General features: G+C 65.0%; 16 protein-coding genes. 8 read left to right on the forward strand and 8 right to left on the reverse strand.

What is annotated here, in order from left to right:
* Positions 1 to 52 precede the first annotated feature (52 nt).
* Complete coding sequence (gene coxB / locus ACWAT4_RS37755; RefSeq protein ID WP_212302750.1) at positions 53 to 907, reverse strand: cytochrome c oxidase subunit II; 855 nt, start codon at positions 905 to 907, stop codon at positions 53 to 55.
* Positions 908 to 1,354: 447 nt separating this feature from the next.
* On the opposite strand from coxB, the gene ACWAT4_RS37760 reads away from it, so the two are divergent.
* The 5 genes from ACWAT4_RS37760 (at position 1,355) to ACWAT4_RS37780 (ending at position 5,143) form a co-directional block, all read left to right on the forward strand.
* The gene (locus ACWAT4_RS37760) at positions 1,355 to 1,900 is read left to right on the forward strand and encodes an invasion associated locus B family protein (RefSeq protein ID WP_212426016.1); all 546 of its coding nucleotides are present in this window, start codon (positions 1,355 to 1,357) and stop codon (positions 1,898 to 1,900) included.
* A 96-nt stretch (positions 1,901 to 1,996) separates the two neighbouring features.
* Positions 1,997 to 3,424, forward strand: a complete 1,428-nt coding sequence (tldD, locus tag ACWAT4_RS37765; RefSeq protein ID WP_449729440.1) for a metalloprotease TldD — start codon at positions 1,997 to 1,999, stop codon at positions 3,422 to 3,424.
* Entirely contained in the window at positions 3,421 to 4,197 is a 777-nt protein-coding gene (gene lepB / locus ACWAT4_RS37770) for a signal peptidase I (RefSeq protein ID WP_212302754.1), read from the forward strand. The genes tldD and lepB overlap by 4 nt, the downstream gene beginning before the upstream one ends.
* 23 nt (positions 4,198 to 4,220) lie before the next feature.
* Positions 4,221 to 4,568, forward strand: a complete 348-nt coding sequence (locus ACWAT4_RS37775) for an MmcQ/YjbR family DNA-binding protein (protein ID WP_212302755.1) — start codon at positions 4,221 to 4,223, stop codon at positions 4,566 to 4,568.
* Between the two features lie 8 nt (positions 4,569 to 4,576).
* Positions 4,577 to 5,143 carry a nucleotidyltransferase family protein gene (locus ACWAT4_RS37780; RefSeq protein WP_449729441.1) on the forward strand — a complete coding sequence of 189 codons (567 nt, stop codon included), beginning with the start codon at positions 4,577 to 4,579 and terminating at the stop codon, positions 5,141 to 5,143.
* A 135-nt stretch (positions 5,144 to 5,278) separates the two neighbouring features.
* Here the strand turns inward: ACWAT4_RS37780 and ACWAT4_RS37785 are convergent, their stop codons facing one another.
* From ACWAT4_RS37785 to ACWAT4_RS37795, 3 genes are all read right to left on the reverse strand, one after another.
* Positions 5,279 to 5,881, reverse strand: coding sequence for a PAN domain-containing protein (locus tag ACWAT4_RS37785; RefSeq protein ID WP_212302758.1), 603 nt, complete (start codon positions 5,879 to 5,881; stop codon positions 5,279 to 5,281).
* Positions 5,882 to 6,030: 149 nt separating this feature from the next.
* Positions 6,031 to 7,401, reverse strand: coding sequence for a glutamate--cysteine ligase (locus ACWAT4_RS37790; RefSeq protein WP_212426013.1), 1,371 nt, complete (start codon positions 7,399 to 7,401; stop codon positions 6,031 to 6,033).
* 99 nt (positions 7,402 to 7,500) lie between these two features.
* On the reverse strand, positions 7,501 to 7,998 hold the full coding sequence (locus ACWAT4_RS37795) for a MarR family winged helix-turn-helix transcriptional regulator (RefSeq protein WP_212302761.1): 498 nt from the start codon (positions 7,996 to 7,998) through the stop codon (positions 7,501 to 7,503).
* A gap of 126 nt (positions 7,999 to 8,124) precedes the next feature.
* Here ACWAT4_RS37795 and gstA point away from each other — a divergent pair, with 126 nt between their 5' ends.
* Entirely contained in the window at positions 8,125 to 8,739 is a 615-nt protein-coding gene (gene gstA, locus ACWAT4_RS37800; RefSeq protein WP_212426012.1) for a glutathione transferase GstA, read from the forward strand.
* A 106-nt stretch (positions 8,740 to 8,845) separates the two neighbouring features.
* On the opposite strand, the gene ACWAT4_RS37805 is transcribed toward gstA, so the two are convergent.
* From ACWAT4_RS37805 to ACWAT4_RS37820, 4 genes are read right to left on the reverse strand one after another with little or no spacing between them, the layout of a single operon-like run.
* Positions 8,846 to 11,056 (reverse strand): FAD-dependent oxidoreductase, encoded by a 2,211-nt coding sequence (locus ACWAT4_RS37805; RefSeq protein WP_449729442.1) that lies wholly within the window; start codon positions 11,054 to 11,056, stop codon positions 8,846 to 8,848.
* A gap of 19 nt (positions 11,057 to 11,075) precedes the next feature.
* On the reverse strand, positions 11,076 to 12,284 hold the full coding sequence (locus ACWAT4_RS37810) for an acetyl-CoA C-acetyltransferase (protein ID WP_449729443.1): 1,209 nt from the start codon (positions 12,282 to 12,284) through the stop codon (positions 11,076 to 11,078).
* 48 nt (positions 12,285 to 12,332) lie between these two features.
* Positions 12,333 to 14,123 (reverse strand): acyl-CoA dehydrogenase C-terminal domain-containing protein, encoded by a 1,791-nt coding sequence (locus tag ACWAT4_RS37815; protein WP_449729444.1) that lies wholly within the window; start codon positions 14,121 to 14,123, stop codon positions 12,333 to 12,335.
* Positions 14,124 to 14,162: 39 nt separating this feature from the next.
* On the reverse strand, positions 14,163 to 14,558 hold the full coding sequence (locus ACWAT4_RS37820; protein ID WP_212302768.1) for a nuclear transport factor 2 family protein: 396 nt from the start codon (positions 14,556 to 14,558) through the stop codon (positions 14,163 to 14,165).
* 200 nt (positions 14,559 to 14,758) lie between these two features.
* Here ACWAT4_RS37820 and ACWAT4_RS37825 point away from each other — a divergent pair, with 200 nt between their 5' ends.
* Both ACWAT4_RS37825 and ACWAT4_RS37830 read left to right on the forward strand, forming a co-directional pair.
* Positions 14,759 to 15,346, forward strand: coding sequence for a PadR family transcriptional regulator (locus ACWAT4_RS37825; protein WP_212302769.1), 588 nt, complete (start codon positions 14,759 to 14,761; stop codon positions 15,344 to 15,346).
* 360 nt (positions 15,347 to 15,706) lie between these two features.
* Positions 15,707 to 19,222, forward strand: a complete 3,516-nt coding sequence (locus ACWAT4_RS37830) for a tetratricopeptide repeat protein (RefSeq protein ID WP_449729445.1) — start codon at positions 15,707 to 15,709, stop codon at positions 19,220 to 19,222.
* Positions 19,223 to 19,321: the final 99 nt, after the last annotated feature.

Genomic DNA, 19,321 nt, shown 5'->3' on the forward strand with positions numbered 1-19,321 from the left:
GAGGTCCCGCCCTTTATGTCGCTTTCAGTCCCCTCGAGCCGTCACCCGGCGCCTACTGCGTCGGGCCGGCTGCGGAGGCGAAAGTGCTGGTGCCGCCGCTCGCATATTTCTTCTTCGCCGATTCAACCCAGGAGGCGAACTCCTGATCGTTCACCACGCGAATGGCGATCGGCATGAAGGCGTGATCCTTGCCGCAGAGCTCCGAGCACTGGCCGTAGAACATGCCGGTCTTGGTGGCCTTGAACCAGGTCTCGTTCAGCCGCCCCGGAATGGCGTCGATCTTGACGCCGAAAGCCGGCAGCGCGAACGCGTGGATGACGTCGGCACCGGTAACCTGGACACGAATCACCTTGTTGACCGGCACCACCATCTCGTTGTCGACACCGAGCAGACGGGGCTGCTTGTCCTGGGCCATCAGCGAGTCGAACTCGAACTTGCCGTTGTCAGGATAAGCATAGGACCAATACCACTGCTTGCCGGTCGCCTTGACGGTCAGGTCCGCTTTCGGCACGTCGAGCTCGAGGAACAGCAGGCGGAACGACGGCACCGCGATGCCGACCAGGATCAGCACCGGCACCAGGGTCCACACCACCTCGATCAGCGTGTTGTGGGTGGTCCGCGACGGCACCGGATTGGCCTTCGCGTTGAACTTCATCACCACGATCACCAGCAGCGCCAGCACGAACAGCGTGATGACGATGATCAGCACGGACAAGAAGTTATGGAACCAGACGATGTTGTCCATCACCGGGGAGCCGGAGCCCTGCAGGTGCCATTCCCACGGCTCGGGCTGTCCAAGCTCGGCAAATGCCGCGCCGCCCGTCACCAGCGTGATGCCAGCGGCCATCAAGGCGATGGTCGCCATTCCCAGCAACTGCCGGCCCACCCGACTCATCGACATCCTCATGCCGTTCGCGCTCCCCTTACGAAATCACCCCAAGTGCATCCCCCTATTTTTGGGGAACGCTTATTCGATCCGCCCGTCTGACAAACCGCCGCTCAAGAATACCTCTAAGAGGAATTGGGGCCAGATCGCTAGAACGCCGAAATCAAGCCTCTCAAACCATAATTCTTGATCTATCGCAATGCAGTCTTGAGCCCACTCTGTCAGCCATCACCGGCAAGATATTTCCCAGCAAGATCAGACAAAAATACCGTTTCCCGGGATGCCGCCGCTTGACAGCGGAATTGCCCGCGGTAGGCACTGAGACCGGGCCGCGCAGAAAGCTGATTCGTGGCGCCGATGGCGGCCGAGGCGGCGCGGAATTTGCTTGTGAATTGCCTTCAAGACGCCGTCATTCCCGTATCAGTCCACCAGCGCGAGCGATCCGAGCGAGCAGAGGGACCGACCCCGATGGGGCTTTCGAGATGCATGGCAAGATCGGCCATATGGCCGGCTGATGGCCTCACGGCTCTGATCGGCGTCCTGGCTGTCGCCATTTTGCTTGCCTTGCCTGGCCTTGCCCATGCGCAAGGCGCGGTGCGCTCGGTCCATGGCGACTGGCAGATCCGCTGCGACACCCCGCCCGGCGCCCAGGCGGAGCAATGCGCCCTGATCCAGAGCGTGGTGGCCGAAGACCGCTCCAACGCCGGCCTCACGGTGATCGTGCTCAAGACCGCCGACCAGAAGAGCCGCCTGATGCGCGTGGTCGCCCCGCTCGGCGTCCTGCTGCCGTCCGGTCTCGGGTTGAAGCTCGACAACCAGGACGTCGGCCGCGCCGGCTTCGTCCGCTGCCTGCCCAATGGCTGCGTCGCCGAGGTCGTTATGGACGACAAGCTGCTCGGCCAGCTCCGCAGCGCCAAGACTGCGACCTTCATCATCTTCGAAACACCCGAGGAAGGCATCGGCTTCCCGCTCAGCCTGAACGGGCTCGGCGAGGGCTACGACAAGCTGCCGTAGGAACCCTATTGTTTCCGTAATGTGAGGCCTCGCGCCCTCGCGGAACCGTTCCGAAACCATTATCTTGCCGCACATCCCCCGATAATGGACGGACGCATGACCAACCCTGCCACAACTTCCCTGCTCGACCGCGCCAATCTCGACCGCGATCAGGTTCGCCACGAGGTCGCACGCGGCCTTGCCGGTGCCGACGACGGCGAATTGTTCCTGGAATACAGCCAGACCGAAGCGCTGATGTTCGACAATGGACGGCTGAAGCAGGCGACCTACGACACCTCGCAGGGCTTTGGCCTGCGCGCCGTCAAGGACGACGCGGTCGGCTACGCCCACTCCTCCGACGTGTCGCTGCCGGCGCTGATTCGCGCCGCCGACGCGGTCGCAGCCGTGCGCGGCGGCTATTCCGGCAACTTTGCCGCCCCGCCGGCACATACCAATGTGCGGCTCTACGGCGACGACAATCCGCTGGATGCCCCAGGCTTCGAGACCAAGGTCAAGCTGCTCGCCGAGATCGACGCGTATTTGCGCGACAAGGATCCGCGGGTCCGGCAGGTCAGCGTCAGCTTAGGGGCGACCTGGCAGGTGGTCGAGATCCTGCGTCCCGACGGCGAGAGCTATCGCGACATCCGCCCGCTCGTGCGCGTCAACATTTCCGTCGTCGCCGGCCAGGGCGACCGCCAGGAGAGCGGCAGCAAGGGCTATGGCGGCCGCGCCGGCTATGCGGAATTCATCGAGAGCAAGAACTGGCGCGATGCCGCCGACGGCGCGCTGCGCGAGGCGCTGGTCAATCTGGAATCGATTCCCGCCCCCGCCGGCGAGATGGACGTCGTGCTGGGCGCCGGTTGGCCCGGCGTGATGTTGCATGAAGCGGTTGGCCACGGCCTCGAAGGCGACTTCAACCGCAAGAAGACGTCCGCGTTTGCCGGCCTGATGGGCCAGCAGGTCGCAGCCAAGGGCGTCACCGTGGTTGACGACGGCACCATGGCTTCGCGGCGTGGCTCGCTGTCGATCGACGACGAGGGCACGCCGACCAATCGCACCGTGCTGATCGAGGACGGCATCCTGGTCGGCTACATGCAGGATCGCCAGAACGCGCGGCTGATGAACATGAAGCCGACCGGCAACGGCCGCCGCCAAGGCTATGCCCATGTGCCGATGCCGCGCATGACCAACACCTACATGCTTGCAGGCGACCGCGACTCGGCCGAGATTCTCGCGTCCGTGAAGAACGGTGTGTTTGCCGCGAATTTCGGCGGCGGACAGGTCGACATCACCTCGGGCAAATACGTGTTCCAGTGCACCGAGGCCTACAAGATCGAGAACGGCAAGATCGGCGCGCCGCTGAAGGGCGCCATGCTGATCGGCAACGGGCCGACCGACCTGCATCGCATCCGCATGATCGGCAACGATCTCGCGCTCGATACCGGCATCGGCACCTGCGGCAAGAACGGCCAGGGCGTGCCGGTTGGCGTCGGCCAGCCGTCGCTTCTGATGGAACGCATTACGGTGGGTGGAACGGGCGCATGAGCGTTGAGAAAGTAACTGCCGCGCCGAAGCGGAAGAGCAGCGGCTGGGCCGCACAGCTCACACAGCTCGCCGGCATCGTTGCGGCGGTGTTCATCGCCAAGGGCGCGCTGGCCGAACCGTTCTACGTGCCGTCGGGCTCGATGGAGCCGACGCTGTTGATCGGCGACGCACTGCTCGCCTCGAAATTCCCCTATGGCTACGGCACCTCGTCGCTGCCGATCCAGATCAACCTGCCTGAGACCGGCCGCGTGTTCGCGGAGACGCCGAAGCAGGGCGACGTCGTCGTATTCCGCTGGCCCGGCGACCGCTCGCAGGCCTGGGTCAAGCGTGTCGTGGGTCTGCCCGGTGACCGCATCCAGATGCGTCAGGGTCAGCTCTTCATCAACGACCGCCCCGCCGAATTGAAGCCGGATGGTCTTGGCGCCGCCGAGGACGACAATGGCGGCAGCGAGCCCGCTTACCGCTACGTCGAGACGCTGCCGAACGGCGTCAAGCACCTGATCTTCAAGATGCGCGACAACGGTCCGCTCGACAACACGCAGGAAGTGACGGTGCCGGCCGGCCATCTGTTCGTGCTCGGCGACAACCGTGACAACTCGGCCGACAGCCGCGTGCCGCTGCGCTCCGGCGGCGTCGGCCTGCTGCCGGTCGACAATCTGGTCGGCCGCGCGGATGCCGTGCTCGGCTCCTGGGATCTCGGCATGCGCGGCCAGCCGGTGTGGACCTGGCTCTCCGGTTTCCGCCTCGCTCGGTTCTTTACCGCCGTGCACTGAGTCGATCTCAAGGTCTTGATCAAATGACCTTCGACGACGTCAGAAAACTTACGCTGACGTGGCCGGAGGTCGAGGACGGCACCTCCTACGGCACGCCAGCGCTCAAAGTGCGCAAGAAGATGCTGGTGCGCCTGAAAGAGGACGGCGACAGTCTGGTGATGCCGGACGTCCCGATCGACGAGCGCGCGATGCTGGTCGAGAGCCAACCGAAAATCTTTTACGTCTCCGATCACTATGCTGACTATCCGATCGTGCTGATCCGCCTGTCCAAGGCGAAGCGCGTGATCGTGGAGCCGCTGCTGCGACGGCGTTGGCGCGCGCTGGCCTCGAAAGCGGCGCGGGCGGATTATGATGCACGCGTGAGCGCGTGACGGTTGCCATGGATGAGCCCCGCTTCCTCGCACTGGCGCTGAAGAACCCGGTCAACACCGCAATTCTCGATGAACTCCGCCGCCTCGCATTGCCGGACGCGTGGCTGGTTTCGGGCTGCCTTGTGCAAACGGTGTGGAACGTGCTCACCGGCCGCGCCGTCGATCACGGCATCGCCGACTACGACATCTTCTACTTCGATCCTGATACCTCGTGGGACGCGGAGGACGCCGTGATCCGCCAGTTGCAAGCGCGGCTCGACCATCTCGGCGTCAGGATCGAGACCCGCAACCAGGCGCGCGTGCATTTGTGGTACCCGGCCAAGCACGCCCTGCCCTATCCGCCCCTGTCGTGCTCGACGGACGGTATCGACCGTTTCCTGACGCAGAATACGCAAGTGGGCGTGAGGCGCACGCACGACGGTTACGAGGTCTATGCACCGCATGGCTTCGATGATGTCGCGCGCCTGATTGCACGCCCTAATCCCGGCTCGAATTTCTCCGCAACGAATTACGCGGTGAAAGCTCAGAGATGGAAATCGTTGTGGCCGGAGCTGACAGTGATTGCCGCAGAGTGAGCCCTGTCTCCGCGTCATGGCCGGGCTTGACCAGGCTTGACCCGGCAATCCACGTATAGCCGCGATTGAGGAAGCACGTGGATGCCCGGGCTTGTCCGGGACAAGCCCGGGCATGACGACCGAGTCGCAGTTTGTCTACCTCACCACGCCCGACGTGAACCCGGCCTTCCGCCGCGGCGGCTTGATCTCCTTTTTCAGGAAGCAGCGGGCTTCGCGGCCGGTGTAGCCGGGACGGGCATAGGTAAAGGCGCGGCACTTGTTATCGCCGGTACAGGCGGCCTTGCAGGCCTCTTCGCCTTCGCCCTCCTTGAGGTCGAAATTGCGCAAATCACCGCCGGGGCGGTCGATCGAGGTCTCGACGCCCTCGACGCGCGGCTCGATCACGCCGGCGCCACGCACCCCGGAGATGCAGCAATTGGCGGGCTGTCGCGGCGGCACGGTATTCTTGAGCCAGCACACCGCCGCGGCACCGTCGATGTCGGGATAGCTGAAGCTCCACGCGCGGCACTTGCGATCGCGCTCGCAGAGCAGCGCACAGTCCTCGGGATCGCCTGACGTGACCGGCGTGTTGAAATAGTCGCCGCCGGGCCGGTCGAACGCCGTCTGGGCGCGCGCAGGCCCGCTCGCCAGGACCAGCGAAAGCTCGGCATAGGCCACCACGCATGCCAAGACGCATGCCAAGGCTCTTGCCATCAAGACCTTTGCCATGACGGCCCCAGGCAGGCGGCCCTTCCCCATCGGAACAGCTTTCGAGTTATTGACGACGCTCAGGTTTTTTCAGCCGGTCATTTGATCGCCGCAAACCTGTATGGGCGATGAACGGCTGAAGCCTCACTCGTTGGCCTATTGTCTAGAGCCGTGCCGACGCGATCGGAACGGATATGGCTCTAGAACGCGTATTCCGCGTAGGCCGGTTCCACCGAGCCGTTCCAGGCGCCATTGAACTTCTCGAGCATCTCCTCGGCCGGGGTCCGGCCGGAATCGATGATGCGATCGAGCGGCTCCAGATACCGCGTTTCGTCGCGACCGATCGCGTCGATGCGGCCGCGCCGCCGCAGGCCGGCATGTGCCAGAACGAGGCATTCCTTGGCGATCTCGAACAGATAGCGGTCCTTGATCCGCGCCTTGAAGCCGAAGCGCGGCACGTCGTCGCGCAGCGCCTGGCGTTCGGCAGCAGTCCAGTGCTTCACCAGGTCCCAGGCCGCATCGAGCGACACGTCGTCATAGAGCAGCCCGGCCCAGAACGCCGACAGCGCCGGCAGACGGCCCCAGGGGCCACCGTCGGAGCCGCGCATCTCGAGATAGCGCTTCAGCCGCACTTCCGGGAAGATCGTCGAGAGATGGTTCGCCCAGTCCGACAAAGTGGGACGCTCGCCAGGCAGATTGTTGTTGCGGCCATCGAAGAAGGCGCGGAACGAGGAGCCCGACACGTCGATATAATCGTCGCCGCGCTTGACGAAATACATGGGCACGTCGAGCGCATAGTCGACATAGCGCTCAAAGCCCATGCCGTCCTCAAACGCCCACGGCATCATGCCCGCGCGCGCATTGTCGGTGTCGCGCCAGATCTCGGAGCGGAAGGACAGGAAGCCGTTCGGCTTGCCCTCGGTGAACGGCGAATTGGCGAACAGTGCGGTCGCGACCGGCTGCAGCGCCAGCGAGACGCGCAGCTTCTTGACCATGTCGGCTTCGGAGGAAAAGTCGAGATTGGTCTGCACCGTGCAGGTCCGGTACATCATGTCGAGGCCGTATTGGCCGACCTTCGGCATGTAATTGGTCATGATCTTGTAGCGGCCCTTGGGCATCACCGGGATGTCGGCGCGCGACCATGACGGCGTCATGCCGAGACCGAGGAAGCCGATGCCAAGCGGGGTCGCGATCTCGCGCACCTGCGCCAGGTGCGCCATCAGCTCGCTCTGAGTCTGGTGCACGTTCTCGACCGGCGCGCCTGACAGTTCGAACTGTCCGCCGGGTTCGAGCGAGATCGCGCCGCCTCCAGTGACATCATAGAGACCGATGATGTTGCCCTTCTCCATGATCGGCTCCCAGCCGAGCAGGAGCTTCATCCCCTCGAGCAGCGCGCCGATGCCGCGCGCGCCTTCGTAAGGCACCGGCCGATGACCTTCGAGCGTGAACGGCGTCTTCTCGTGCTCGGTGCCCATGCGGAATTCGGACGGGTCCTTGCAGCCGGCCTCGAACCACGCGACGAGTTCGTCGCGCGATTGCAGCGGCGTCATATCGATCTGGTCTCGCGCCATATCAAACTCTAATCAAAAAGCGCTTCGATCGAATGCGCGCGGGTGACGGGATGGCCCGCGAACCCACCGGGCGCGCGGACGTTCTGGTTTGCCGCGCGATCATCGCGATGGCGTAGTTTCGTTGGCGTGGACGACGGGCGGCAGCTTCATCTCGCCGCACGAGCAACCCAGGCGATCGAGCAGACCGCTGAGCTTGACCGCATCTGCATCGGACAGTTTCGAGCCGACATATTTTTCAATCGCGGCCGAATAGGCGCCCCACATCCGCTTTTGCAATTCGCGGCCCGCTTCCGTGATCTCCACGAATTGGCCGCGCTTGTCGATCTTACATTCTCGCCGCGAGGCAAGCCCCTCGTCGACCAGGCGGTCGATCAGGCGCGAGGTGGAATATTGCGGGATCAGCATTTGCCGCTCGAGTTCCACCGGCCGGAGTTCACCGGACGGCGCACGCGACAATTCGAGCAGCGCGTCGTACCATGCCAGCGGCGGGAACCCCGCCTTCTTCAGATCCTGCTCGACGCAATCGAGCACGCGGCTCTGCACCCGCATCAGGCGGATCCAGGCACTGGTGGCCTCGGTCGATGGTTTGCGTTTCATGGTCCCACTCAAACTCGTCGTCCGCTTCTTACCTCACTCGATGCACCTGCATCAATCTTGACTATTCCATGCAGATGCATGTAGGCATTCTTTCGCCCCACCCAAGCGTCAAGAGAAGGAAATTCCATGAAACTGTATTACTCGCCCGGCGCCTGCTCGCTGTCCCCCCATATCGCGCTCCTCGAGGCCGACCTGCCCTATGAACTGGTCAAGGTCGATATCCGGGCCAAGAAGCTCGAGAACGGTGAAGACTATCTGAAGGTCAATCCGAAGGGTCAGGTCCCCGCGTTGGGCCTCGACAGCGGCGAGATCGTGACGGAAGGCCCGGTCATTGTCCAGATGATCGCCGACAAGGCCCCGGCCAAGGCGTTGGCGCCCGCGCGCGACAGTTCCGAGCGCTACAAGCTGCTCGAATGGCTGAACTTCCTCACTTCCGAGGTCCACAAGAGCTTTGGCCCGATGTTCGCCCCGGCACTGAACGACGAAGCCAAGGCGTTCTTCAAGGACCGCGTCATGGGCAAGCTAAAGCACATCGACAGCCAGCTCGCTGGCAAGGACTACCTCATGGGCAAGCAGTTCTCCGTGGCCGACGGCTATCTCTTCACGATGCTGACCTGGGGCGACCGGATGAAGTTCGATCTCTCGGCGATGCCACACCTGACCGCCTACAAGGCCCGCGTCGCGGCGCGGCCGAAGGTGCAGGAAGCCCTCGAGAAGGAAGGACTTGCGCAGGCGAAGTGAGCCCACGCAGGACGCAACACGCGAAAGGCCGGATCGACGATCCGGCCTTTCTTGTTTCGAGTGCGTAGCCCGGATTGCGCTGCGCTCCATCCGGGCTACAAGACGATCAGGCCGCCGTCTTCTTCGGCGCAAAACGGCCGTAGAAGGTTTCGCCCTTGGCGGCCATCTCTTCCAGCAGCTTCGGCGGCGTGAAGCGCGAACCGTACTTCGCCTCGAGCTTGTGGCAGAGCTCGACGAACTTCTTGGTCCCCATGAAGTCGATATAGGACAGCGTGCCGCCGGTGAACGGCGCGAAGCCAAACCCGAGGATCGAGCCGACATCCGCTTCGCGCGGATCGGTGATGACGTGATCCTCGACCGTGCGCGCGGCTTCCACCGCCTGCACCACCAGGAAGCGCTGCTTCAGTTCCTCGATATCGAGCGTGTCGGGGTCGAGCTGCTTCGGCTGCAGCGCCGAGAGACCCGGCCACAGGCTCTTCTGGCCCTTGCCCTCAGGATAGTCATAGAAGCCCTTCTTGTTCTTGCGGCCAAGGCGGCCCTGCTTCTCGACCATCTCGACCATCAGCTTCTTCTGATCGGGGTTGATGGCGTTGGGGCCGAGATCGGCTTCCGTCGCCTTCATGATCTTGAGGCCGAGGTCGAGCGCGACTTCGTCCGACAGCGAGAGCGGGCCGACCGGCATGCCGGCCATCTTGGCGCAGTTCTCAATCATCGCCGGAGGCACGCCTTCGAGGAACATCTCGTTGCCTTCGGCAACATAGCGGCCGACGCAGCGGTTGGCGAAGAACCCTCTGGAGTCGTTGACGACGATCGGCGTCTTGCCGATCTGCCGGACATAATCCAGCGCGGTCGCAAGTGCGACATCGCCGGTGTTCTTGCCGAGGATGATCTCGACCAGCATCATCTTCTCGACTGGCGAGAAGAAGTGGATGCCGACGAACTTGCCCTGATCCTTGAAGCCTTCGGCCAGCGAGGTGATCGGCAGCGTCGAGGTGTTCGACGCGAAGATGACGTCCGGCTTCAGATATTCCTGCGCCGTGGCAAAAGTGTCCGCCTTGACCTTGCGGTCCTCGAACACGGCCTCGATGACGAGGTCGACGTCCTTCAACGCGGCATAGTCTGCGGTCGGCGTAATGCGTGCGAGCAGCTTCTCGGCATCATCAGGTTTGGCGCGACCCTTCTTGATCTGGTCCTCGATCACCTTCTGCGCGTGCGCCTTGCCCTTGTCGGCGCTTTCCTGGTCACGGTCGATCAGGACCACGTCGAGGCCGGCGCGGGCCGAGACGTAACCGACGCTGGCACCCATGAAGCCGGCACCGATCACGGCGATCTTCTTCACCTTGGTCGGCGGCACGTCCTTCGGACGGCGCGCGCCTTTGTTCAGCTCCTGCATCGACAGGAACAGGCTGCGGATCATCGCCGCCGCTTCCTTCGAGCGCAACACAGACGTGAAGTAGCGCGACTCGACGCGTAATGCGGCGTCGATCGGCAACTGCAGGCCTTCATAGACGCAGCTCATGATCGCGCGCGCGGCCGGATAGTTGTCGTAGGTCTCGCGGCGATAGATTGCGTTGCCCGCCGGGAACATCATCATGCCGGCCTTGGAAAACACCGGGCCGCCCGGGAGCTTGAACCCCTTTTCGTCCCAAGGCGCGACAGCCTTGCCGCCACCCTTGATCCAGTCCTTCGCTGCCTTGATCAGATCGGCAGCCGGGACGATGGCGTGGATCAGATTCAGCGCCTTGGCCTTCTCGATGGTGACCGGATCGCCCTTGAGCAGGATCGTCATCGCATCCTGCGGCGGCACCAGGCGCGGCACGCGCTGCGTGCCGCCGGCGCCCGGGAACAGGCCGACCTTGACCTCGGGCAGGCCGAGGCGCGTCTTGGGATTCTCGGCGGCCACGCGATAGTGGCAGCACAGCGTGATCTCGAAGCCGCCGCCGAGCGCGAGGCCGTTGATCGCGGCCGCCCACGGCTTGCCCGAGGTTTCGATCGAGCGCAGCACCTGCGAGAAGCGCCGGCTCTGGTCGAACAGCATCTGGTTCGCGGCGGTCTCACCCTGCTCCTTGAACACCTTCGCGTAGGCCTGGTTCATGCCTTCGAGCATGGAGAGGTCAGCGCCGGCGCAGAAGGCTTCCTTGGCGGAGGTGATGACGACGCCCTTCACCGCGGCGTCGGCCGTGGTTTCCTTGACGATCGCGTCGAGCTCGCTGGTCGAGGTCTCGTCGAGCACGTTCATCGAACGGCCCGGGATGTCCCAGGTGACGAGCGCGATGCCGTCGGAATCGGTCTCAACCTTGAAGTTCTTGTAAGCCATGTTGGTTGCTCCCCTACCCTTAGACGCGCTCGATGATGGTCGCGGTGCCCATGCCGCCGCCGATGCACAGCGTGACCAGGGCGGTGGACTTGTTGGTGCGCTCGAGCTCGTCGAGCACGGTGCCCAAGATCATCGCGCCGGTTGCGCCAAGGGGATGGCCGAGCGCGATGGCGCCGCCATTGACGTTGATCTTGGCGTTATCGATGTCGAAGGCCTGGATGTAGCGCAGCACGACCGAGGCAAAGGCCTCGTTGAGCTCGAACAGGTCGATGTCCGACTTCTTCATGCCGGAACGGGCGAACAGCTTTTCGGTGACGTCGACCGGACCGGTCAGCATCATCGCCGGTTCGGAGCCGACATTGGCGAACGCGCGGATTTTTGCGCGCGGCTTCAGCCCGTACTTGCTGCCTGCTTCCTTGCTGCCGAGCAGGACGGCACCGGCGCCGTCGACGATACCGGAGGAGTTGCCGGCGTGATGCACGTAATTGACGCGCTCGATCTCCGGATGCGACTGCAGCGCGACGCCATCAAAGCCGCCCATCTGCGCCATCATCGTGAATGACGGCTGCAGCTGCGCCAGCGACTGCATCGTCGTCGAGGGACGCATGTGCTCGTCCTTGGCGAGGATGGTGAGGCCGTTGATGTCCTTCACCGGCACGATCGACTTGTCGAAGCGGCCTTCATCCCAGGACTTCGCCGCGCGCTGCTGGCTCTGCACGGCGTAGGCATCGACGTCGTCGCGCGAGAAGCCGTATTTGGTGGCGATCAGATCGGCCGAGACGCCCTGCGGCATGAAATAAGCCGGCACCGCCATCGAGGGATCCATCGGCCAGGCGCCGCCGGAGGCGCCGATGCCGACGCGGCTCATGGATTCGGCGCCGCCGCCGATCACGAGGTCATGCTGGCCGCTCATCACCTGCGCGGCGGCAAAGTTCACGGCATCGAGGCCGGAGGCACAGAAGCGACTGATCTGCACGCCGGGGACGGCTTCGCCGAGACCCGCCTTCAGCGCGGCAAAGCGCGCGATGTCGGAGCCGGCTTCGCCGACCGGATCGACCACGCCGAGCACGACGTCGTCGACGGAATCTTCCGGCAAATTGTTGCGGTCCTTCAGCGCCTTCAGCGGCACGGTCGCGAGTGCGAGCGCGGTGACTTCGTGCAGCGCGCCGTCCGCCTTGCCGCGGCCGCGGGGGGTGCGAACGTGGTCGTAGATGAATGCCTCAGGCATGACGCCCTCCTGATCTGGTGTTCGAATTTCGATGGTGCGGAAGCAAGCTCAGAACGCTTCCGCCGGCAATTCCATGATGGTGGCGCAGCCGGACTGGATGCGCGCGAGATTGGCCGCGGTCTCCGGCAGCATCCGCTCCATGAAGAAGCGGCCGGTCACCAGCTTGGTCGAGAGATAGGGCGTGGTACCGCCCGCGGCAATCTTGGCCTGCGTCACCTTCGCCATCTTCGCCCACATGTAGCCGAGCGCAACGAAGCCGAAGAGATGCAGGTAATCGGTCGCGGCGGCGCCGGCATTGTCCGGCTTGGCCATCGCATTCTGCATCAGCCACGTCGTGGCCTGCTGGAGATGCCCGAGCGAGGTCGACAGCGGGGTGATGAAGGGTTTGAGCGCCTCGTCGCCGCCGTTCTCCTTGGCGAAGGCCATGACCTCGCCGAAGAAGGCCATGATGGCGCGGCCGCCGTCGCGCGGCAGCTTGCGGCCGACGAGGTCGAGCGCCTGGATGCCGTTGGCGCCTTCATAGATCATCGCGATGCGCGCATCGCGCACGAACTGCTCCATGCCTTGCTCGGCGATGTAGCCGTGGCCGCCATACATCTGCTGCGCCTGCACCGCATTGGCGAAGCCGTAGTCGGTGAGGAAGCCCTTCAGCACCGGCGTCATCAGGCCCATGTGGTCGTCGGCGGCCTGACGGTCCTTCGGATCCTCGGAGCGATGGGCGACGTCGCTCTTCAGTGCGGTCCACATCACGAAGGCGCGCGCGGCCTCGTTGAAGGCGCGGATCGACAGCAGCGTGCGGCGCACGTCGGGATGCACGATGATGGGGTCGGCCGCCTTGTCCGGCGCCTTGGCTCCGGTCAGCGCGCGGCCCTGGATGCGCTCGCGGGCATAGGCGACCGCGTTCTGATAGGCGACCTCGGACTGCGCGAGACCCTGAACGGCGACGCCGAGGCGGGCCTCGTTCATCATCACGAACATGCCCTGCATGCCCTTGTTCTCTTCGCCGATCAGCCAGCCGGTGGCATTGTCGTAGTTCATCACGCAGGTCGAATTGCCGTGGATGCCCATCTTGTGCTCGATCGAGCCGCAGACGACGCCATTGCGTGCGCCGACCGAACCATCGGCATTGACCAGGAATTTCGGCACCACGAACAGCGACACGCCCTTGATGCCGGCGGGTGCGCCCTCGATGCGGGCGAGCACGAGGTGGATGATGTTGGGCGCGAGGTCATGTTCGCCGGCCGAGATGAAGATCTTGGTGCCCGTGATCTTGAAGCTGCCGTCGGCCTGGCGCACCGCCTTGGTGCGGAGCATCCCGAGATCGGTGCCGCAATGCGGCTCGGTGAGGTTCATGGTGCCGGTCCATTCGCCGGCCACCATCTTCGGCACGTAGGTCTGCTTCTGCTCCGGCGAGCCATGGACGATCAGTGCCGCGGTCGCGCCCATGGTGAGGCCGCCATACATCGAGAACGCCATGTTGGCGGAGATCTGGAATTCGTTGACGGCCTGCGAGAGCGTCACCGGCAGGCCCTGGCCGCCGAACTCCTGCGGCGCGGAAAGGCCGAGCCAGCCGCCTTCGGCAACCTGCCTGAAGGCGTCCTTGAAACCCTTCGGCGTGGTGACGCTGCCGTCATCGGCGCGCTTGCAGCCTTCGAGGTCGCCGACGCGATTGAGCGGCTGCAGCACCTCTTCGGCGAGCTTGGCGGCTTCGCCGAGAATGGCCTCGCGCACGTCGCTCGACGCATCGGAGAAGCCGGCCAGATTGTCGTAGCGGTCGATCTGGAAGACGTCGTTGAGCAGGAAGTTCACGTCTTCGACGGGGGCTTTATAGATCGGCATTGCGGTCTCCCGGCATGAGCTTGGAAGTGATGGAATTCTCTAGGATTGGGCCGCGAGCTGCTCCGCCATCAGGCGGTGCAGCATGTTGATGGCCTTGAGCGGGCGCACCATCACCTTGAAGCGGGTGATGCGTCCCTCGGCATCGAAGGTGATGATGTCGACACCGTTGATCTCGATGCCGTCGATGATCGTCTTGAATTCAAGCACGGCGCCGTCAGCGCTTGTCCACTCGCCGACATAGGTGAAGCCGGGACCGCCCAGCACCTTCTCGGCGCTGGCGAGATATTTGAAGGTGATGTCGCGGCCGCGCTGGGGCGAATGCACCACGGGGCTTTCGAACACGGCATCAGGATGCAGCAGGTCCCACAGCGCTTTGCTGGCTTCAGCGCGGTCATGGGACTTCATGTAGGCGTACCAGGAGTCGAGGCCGCTCATTCTCAGTTGCCTCCCTAAAGGCCCAGGTCAAAAGCGCGAAAACAACCCCATGCACAGTAGCAAGAAGATTGATTCCGCTGGGTTTTCGGGTCGGGTCCGTGGCCCGACCTCAATCTCGCCTCATATGCACATTGACGCATATGCACCGATACGCATAAAGTCAAGCCAATTGCTCGGAACTTCTCAAGGGAGCTGGTGCCATGGCGCTCGGCGACGCGATCCTCGCATGCCTGACGGAACGTCCGATGACGGGCTACGAGCTCGCCAAGACATTCGATTCCTCGATCGGCTTCTTCTGGAAAGCCGACCACCAGCAGATCTATCGCGAGCTCTCCAAGCTGCGCGACCGCGGCTACATCCAGGGCCGCGAGGTCGTGCAATCAGGCAAGCCCAACAAGCTCATTTATACGCTGACTCCCGAAGGCCGAACAGCGCTGCGGCACTGGGCCGCGCGGCCGAGCACCCCGCCTTCGATCAAGGACGACCTCCTGGTCCGGCTGCATGCGCTCGACAGCATCGACATCGAACCGATCCGCACCGACCTGATGGACCGCCTGGAGCACCATCGCGACCGGCACGAAAACTACGAGCGGATCCTGAAGAAACGTTTTCCCGAAGGGACCGCGTCTGACGTGCTCGACCTCGGCAATCTGCTGCTGCTCCAGCTCGGCGCCCGGCACGAGCGGTTGGTCGCCGACTTCTGCGAGGAAGCGCTCGAGGCTCTGTCGGCGATGAGCGGCAAGGGAACGGTGGTCCCGCTGGAGGATGGCAAGCGGGAGAAGGGCTGAGCGACGTAGGCGGTGTCGATAGCCTCTCCCGCTTGCGGGAGAGGTCGCGCCGAAGGCGCGGGTGAGGGCTTTCTCCTCTTGGGGGTCCTCGATTGCGGAAGCACCCTCTCCCCAACCCTCCCCCGCAAGCGGGGAGGGAGCGCACTGCCCATTTGGCGAAGCAAGCCTCCACCCAACGGCCCCCGCCGCCCAACTTTAAGACACCGGCGACGCGTTCCTTAACCCGTTATTTACCGTAACAGGAAAAAGTCGGTTTTCGAGGCAGACGACCCGCGCCAAATCCGATTGTCTTTGCAACCGGCACGCGTGGGGAGACTGGAGGCGCCGGGTGGGGCGCCGGAGTCGGAACCGGACAGAGTCATGAATTCGCGCGTATCGTGGAGTGTTGACGGCATCGATCCATCCGTCCGGGAGCGGGCCGAAGCTGCTGCGCGCCGCGCAGGCATGTCCCTCAACGATTGGCTGAACTCCACGCTCGGCGAGACTGCCGCGCCGAACTTCCGCGAGCCCTACGATCAGCGTCAGGAGCAGCGTCCCGATCCGCGCTCGGCGCCGATGCCGAGCCAAGGAACCAGTCAGGGAACCAGTCAGGAAAGCCGCGAAGTCGCCGACATCCATCAGCGGCTCGACGCGATCACCCAGCAGATCGAACGAATTTCCAAGCCCGCAGCGCCGCGCCGAGACTCTTCTCGCGAACAAGACACTTCTCGTGAAAGAGACGTGTCGCGCGAGCAGGGCGTCGCCCGCCAGCTCAACGACGCGATCTCGCGGCTCGATGCCCGCCTGTCGCAGATCTCGCGGTCCCAGCAGCCTCAGGCGCAGCAGCCGCAGCCGCCGCGACCGGCACCGGCCCCCGTCGAACCGCGCCAGCGTCAGGCCGACGCGGTCGAGCGCGCAGCCGCACAGGTGTATCGCAGCTCACCTCCCCTGAGCCCCGCGTCGTTCGACGTCGCGGTCGCCGAGATCACCGCACGCCAGAGCGAGCTCGATGGATTCGCACCGCGGCAGGTGCCGCCGCGCGCTGCGCCGTCGATCGCGCCTTCTGCCGCTCCCTATGCGCCGCCGATGGCGCCGCCTGCGCCTGCCTATGCTCCGCCGCCACCGCAGCCGGGGCCGGACTTCTCGTCGCTCGAACGCCATCTGCTCAAGATCACGAGCCAGATTGAGTCGCTGCAGCGCCCCGACCATACCGAGCAGGCGATCAATGGCTTCCGTGCCGAGCTCGCCGAGATCCGCAACGCCATCACCGAGGCGATGCCGCGCCGCGCGATCGAATCGATCGAGAACGAGATCCGCTCGCTGCACCGGCGCATCGACGAGACCCGCTCCAACGGCACCGACGGCCAGGTCCTGTCCGGCATCGAACGCGCCCTGTCCGACATCAAGCAGGTGCTGCGCACGCTGACGCCGGCCGAGCAGCTCGCCGGCTATGACGAGGCGATCCGCAATCTCGGCGCCAAGCTCGACCTGATCCTGCGCGCCAATGACGATCCCTCGACGGTGCGCCAGCTCGAGGGCGCGATCTCGGCGTTGCGCGGCATCGTCTCGAACGTCGCCTCCAACGAAGCCCTCGCACGTCTCTCCGAGGACGTGCAGCTGCTGTCGTCCAAGGTCGACCAGATCACCCGTTCGTCCGGCCACAGCGACAGCTTTGCCGTGCTGGAGCAGCGCATCGCCGCGCTCACCGCTGTGCTGGAAACGCGCGAACGGCCGCAGCCCGCAGAGAGCACCGAGCATCTGGAAGCCGCAATCCGCGCGCTGTCCGATCGTTTCGACCGCATGCAGGTCGGCAACGACTCGGCCTCGACCTTCGCGCATCTCGAGCAGCGCGTCTCCTATCTGCTGGAGCGGTTAGAGGCCGCCTCGGATTCGCGCGGCGGCAATTTCAGCCGTGTCGAGGATGGGCTGCACGACATCCTGCGGCACCTGGAGCGCCAGCAGGCGACCTATTCCGCGCTGGCCGAGAGCCGCAATTCGGCGCCCACTCCCGATTCCGGCATGGTCGACCTCGTCAAGCGCGAGCTGTCCGACATCCGCTTCAGCCAGGCCGAGACCAACCGCAGCACGCAGGATTCGCTGGAGGCCGTGCACAATACGCTCGGCCATGTCGTCGATCGCCTTACCATGATCGAGGGCGATCTGCGCGCGGTGCGCACCGCACCGCCGGCCCCTGCGCCAATGCCGACGGCTGCGCCCATGCCCGCGGCTGCGCCCATGCCAATGGCCGCTCCGGTCGAGCCGCCGCCTATGGCGCGCGAGCAACGGTCGCCGCAGCCGCCGCAACCAAATTACGATCCGAAGCCCGAGCTGCCGAATCCCGCCGCCGCGCAGCAGCCGGCACACTCGGCCTTCGTCGCCGCGCCGCGTGAATTCCATGCCGCCGCGCCCGCAGCGCCGCCGCCGATGCCGCCGCGCGCGATCAGCGAGATCCTGGAGCCGCATACGGCGCCCGCTCGCGCCGCGATCGCGCCCGAGCTGCCGCCGGATCATCCGCTCGAACCCGGCACGCGTCCGAGCGGCCGCCCCGCCACGCCGTCCGAGCGCATTGCCGCGTCCGAAAGCGCGATCGCCGAAATCCCGACCGCACCGAAGGAGCCAGTGTCGTCGTCGAGCTTCATCGCCGCCGCGCGCCGCGCCGCGCAGGCTGCCGCCGCGCAGCCGCCGGAGAAGCCCGCTCGCGGCGTCAAGGCCGCGATCGCAGCGCGCACCAAGGACAAGAGCCAAGGGAAAGGAACAGCCGCGGCTCAAGAAGGCGGCTCGACCATCACGTCGAAAATCCGCTCGCTGCTGGTTGGCGCGAGCGTGGTCGTGATCGTGCTCGGCACGTTCAAGATGGCGATGAACCTGCTCGAAGGCGCCAGCGCGCCGCCGGCGCCGCAGGCTATGGAAAATACCAGCCAACCCGCGCCACAGGCGCCGCCGCTCGAGACCAAGCCGGCTGCGCCCGAGCAGGTCACGCCGTCGATGACCTCGCCGACGCCGATCGGGAAGCAGTCCCAGAACAATGCCGCACCGGCGACGAACGCCGGCAACGCGGCTTCTGTTGACATTCCGCCCGCGCCCGCCGCAGCGCCGGCCTCGCCCGCGGCGAACAGCGACGTCACCGGCGCGCTGTCGGGCACGAGCCGTGCGCGGCTTGGCGTCGTCCAGGTGCCGCCGAGCGAGAAACTGCCTGACGGCATCGGCGGACCTAGCCTGCGCACCGCCGCGATGAAGGGCGATGCGACGGCGGCTTACGAGATCGGCGTGCGCTTTGCCGAAGGCAAGGGTGTGGCCTCGAATTACGAGGAAGCGGTGAAGTGGTACGACCGCGCGGCGCAGGCCGGCGTCGTGCCCGCGACCTTCCGCCTCGGCACGCTCTACGAAAAGGGCCTCGGCGTGAAGAAGGACGCCGACATCGCCCGCCGCTACTACACGCAGGCCGCCGAGCGCGGCAATGCCAAGGCGATGCATAATCTCGCAGTGCTCGACGCCGACGGCGGTGGCCGCGGCGCCAACTACAAGAGCGCAGCGCAGTGGTTCCGGAAAGCGGCCGATCGCGGCGTCGCCGACAGCCAGTTCAACCTCGGCATCCTCTATGCCCGCGGCATCGGCGTCGAGCAGAACCTCGCCGAGTCCTACAAATGGTTCACCCTCGCGGCTGGACAGGGCGATGCGGATGCGGCCACCAAGCGCGACGACGTCGCCAAGCGCCTCGACCCGCAATCGCTCGCCGCCGCCAAGCTTGCGATCCAGACCTTCAGCGCCGAGCCGCAGCCCGACGACGCCGTCAACGTCCAGACGCCCGCCGGCGGCTGGGATAGCGCCCCGGCGGCTGCCGCCAAGCCGGCGCCGAAGCCGGCCGCCGTGAAGCGCTCGGCGTCGGCGGCGCATTGAGGGCGAAACAGCATTAGGTAGACTCAGTCGAGCCGCGCGCTCGGTGCACCTCTCCCGCTTGCGGGAGAGGTCGGCACGTAGTGCCGGGTGAGGGTTCTA

The sequence above is a fragment of the Bradyrhizobium sp. T-1 genome (genome assembly GCF_053592855.1).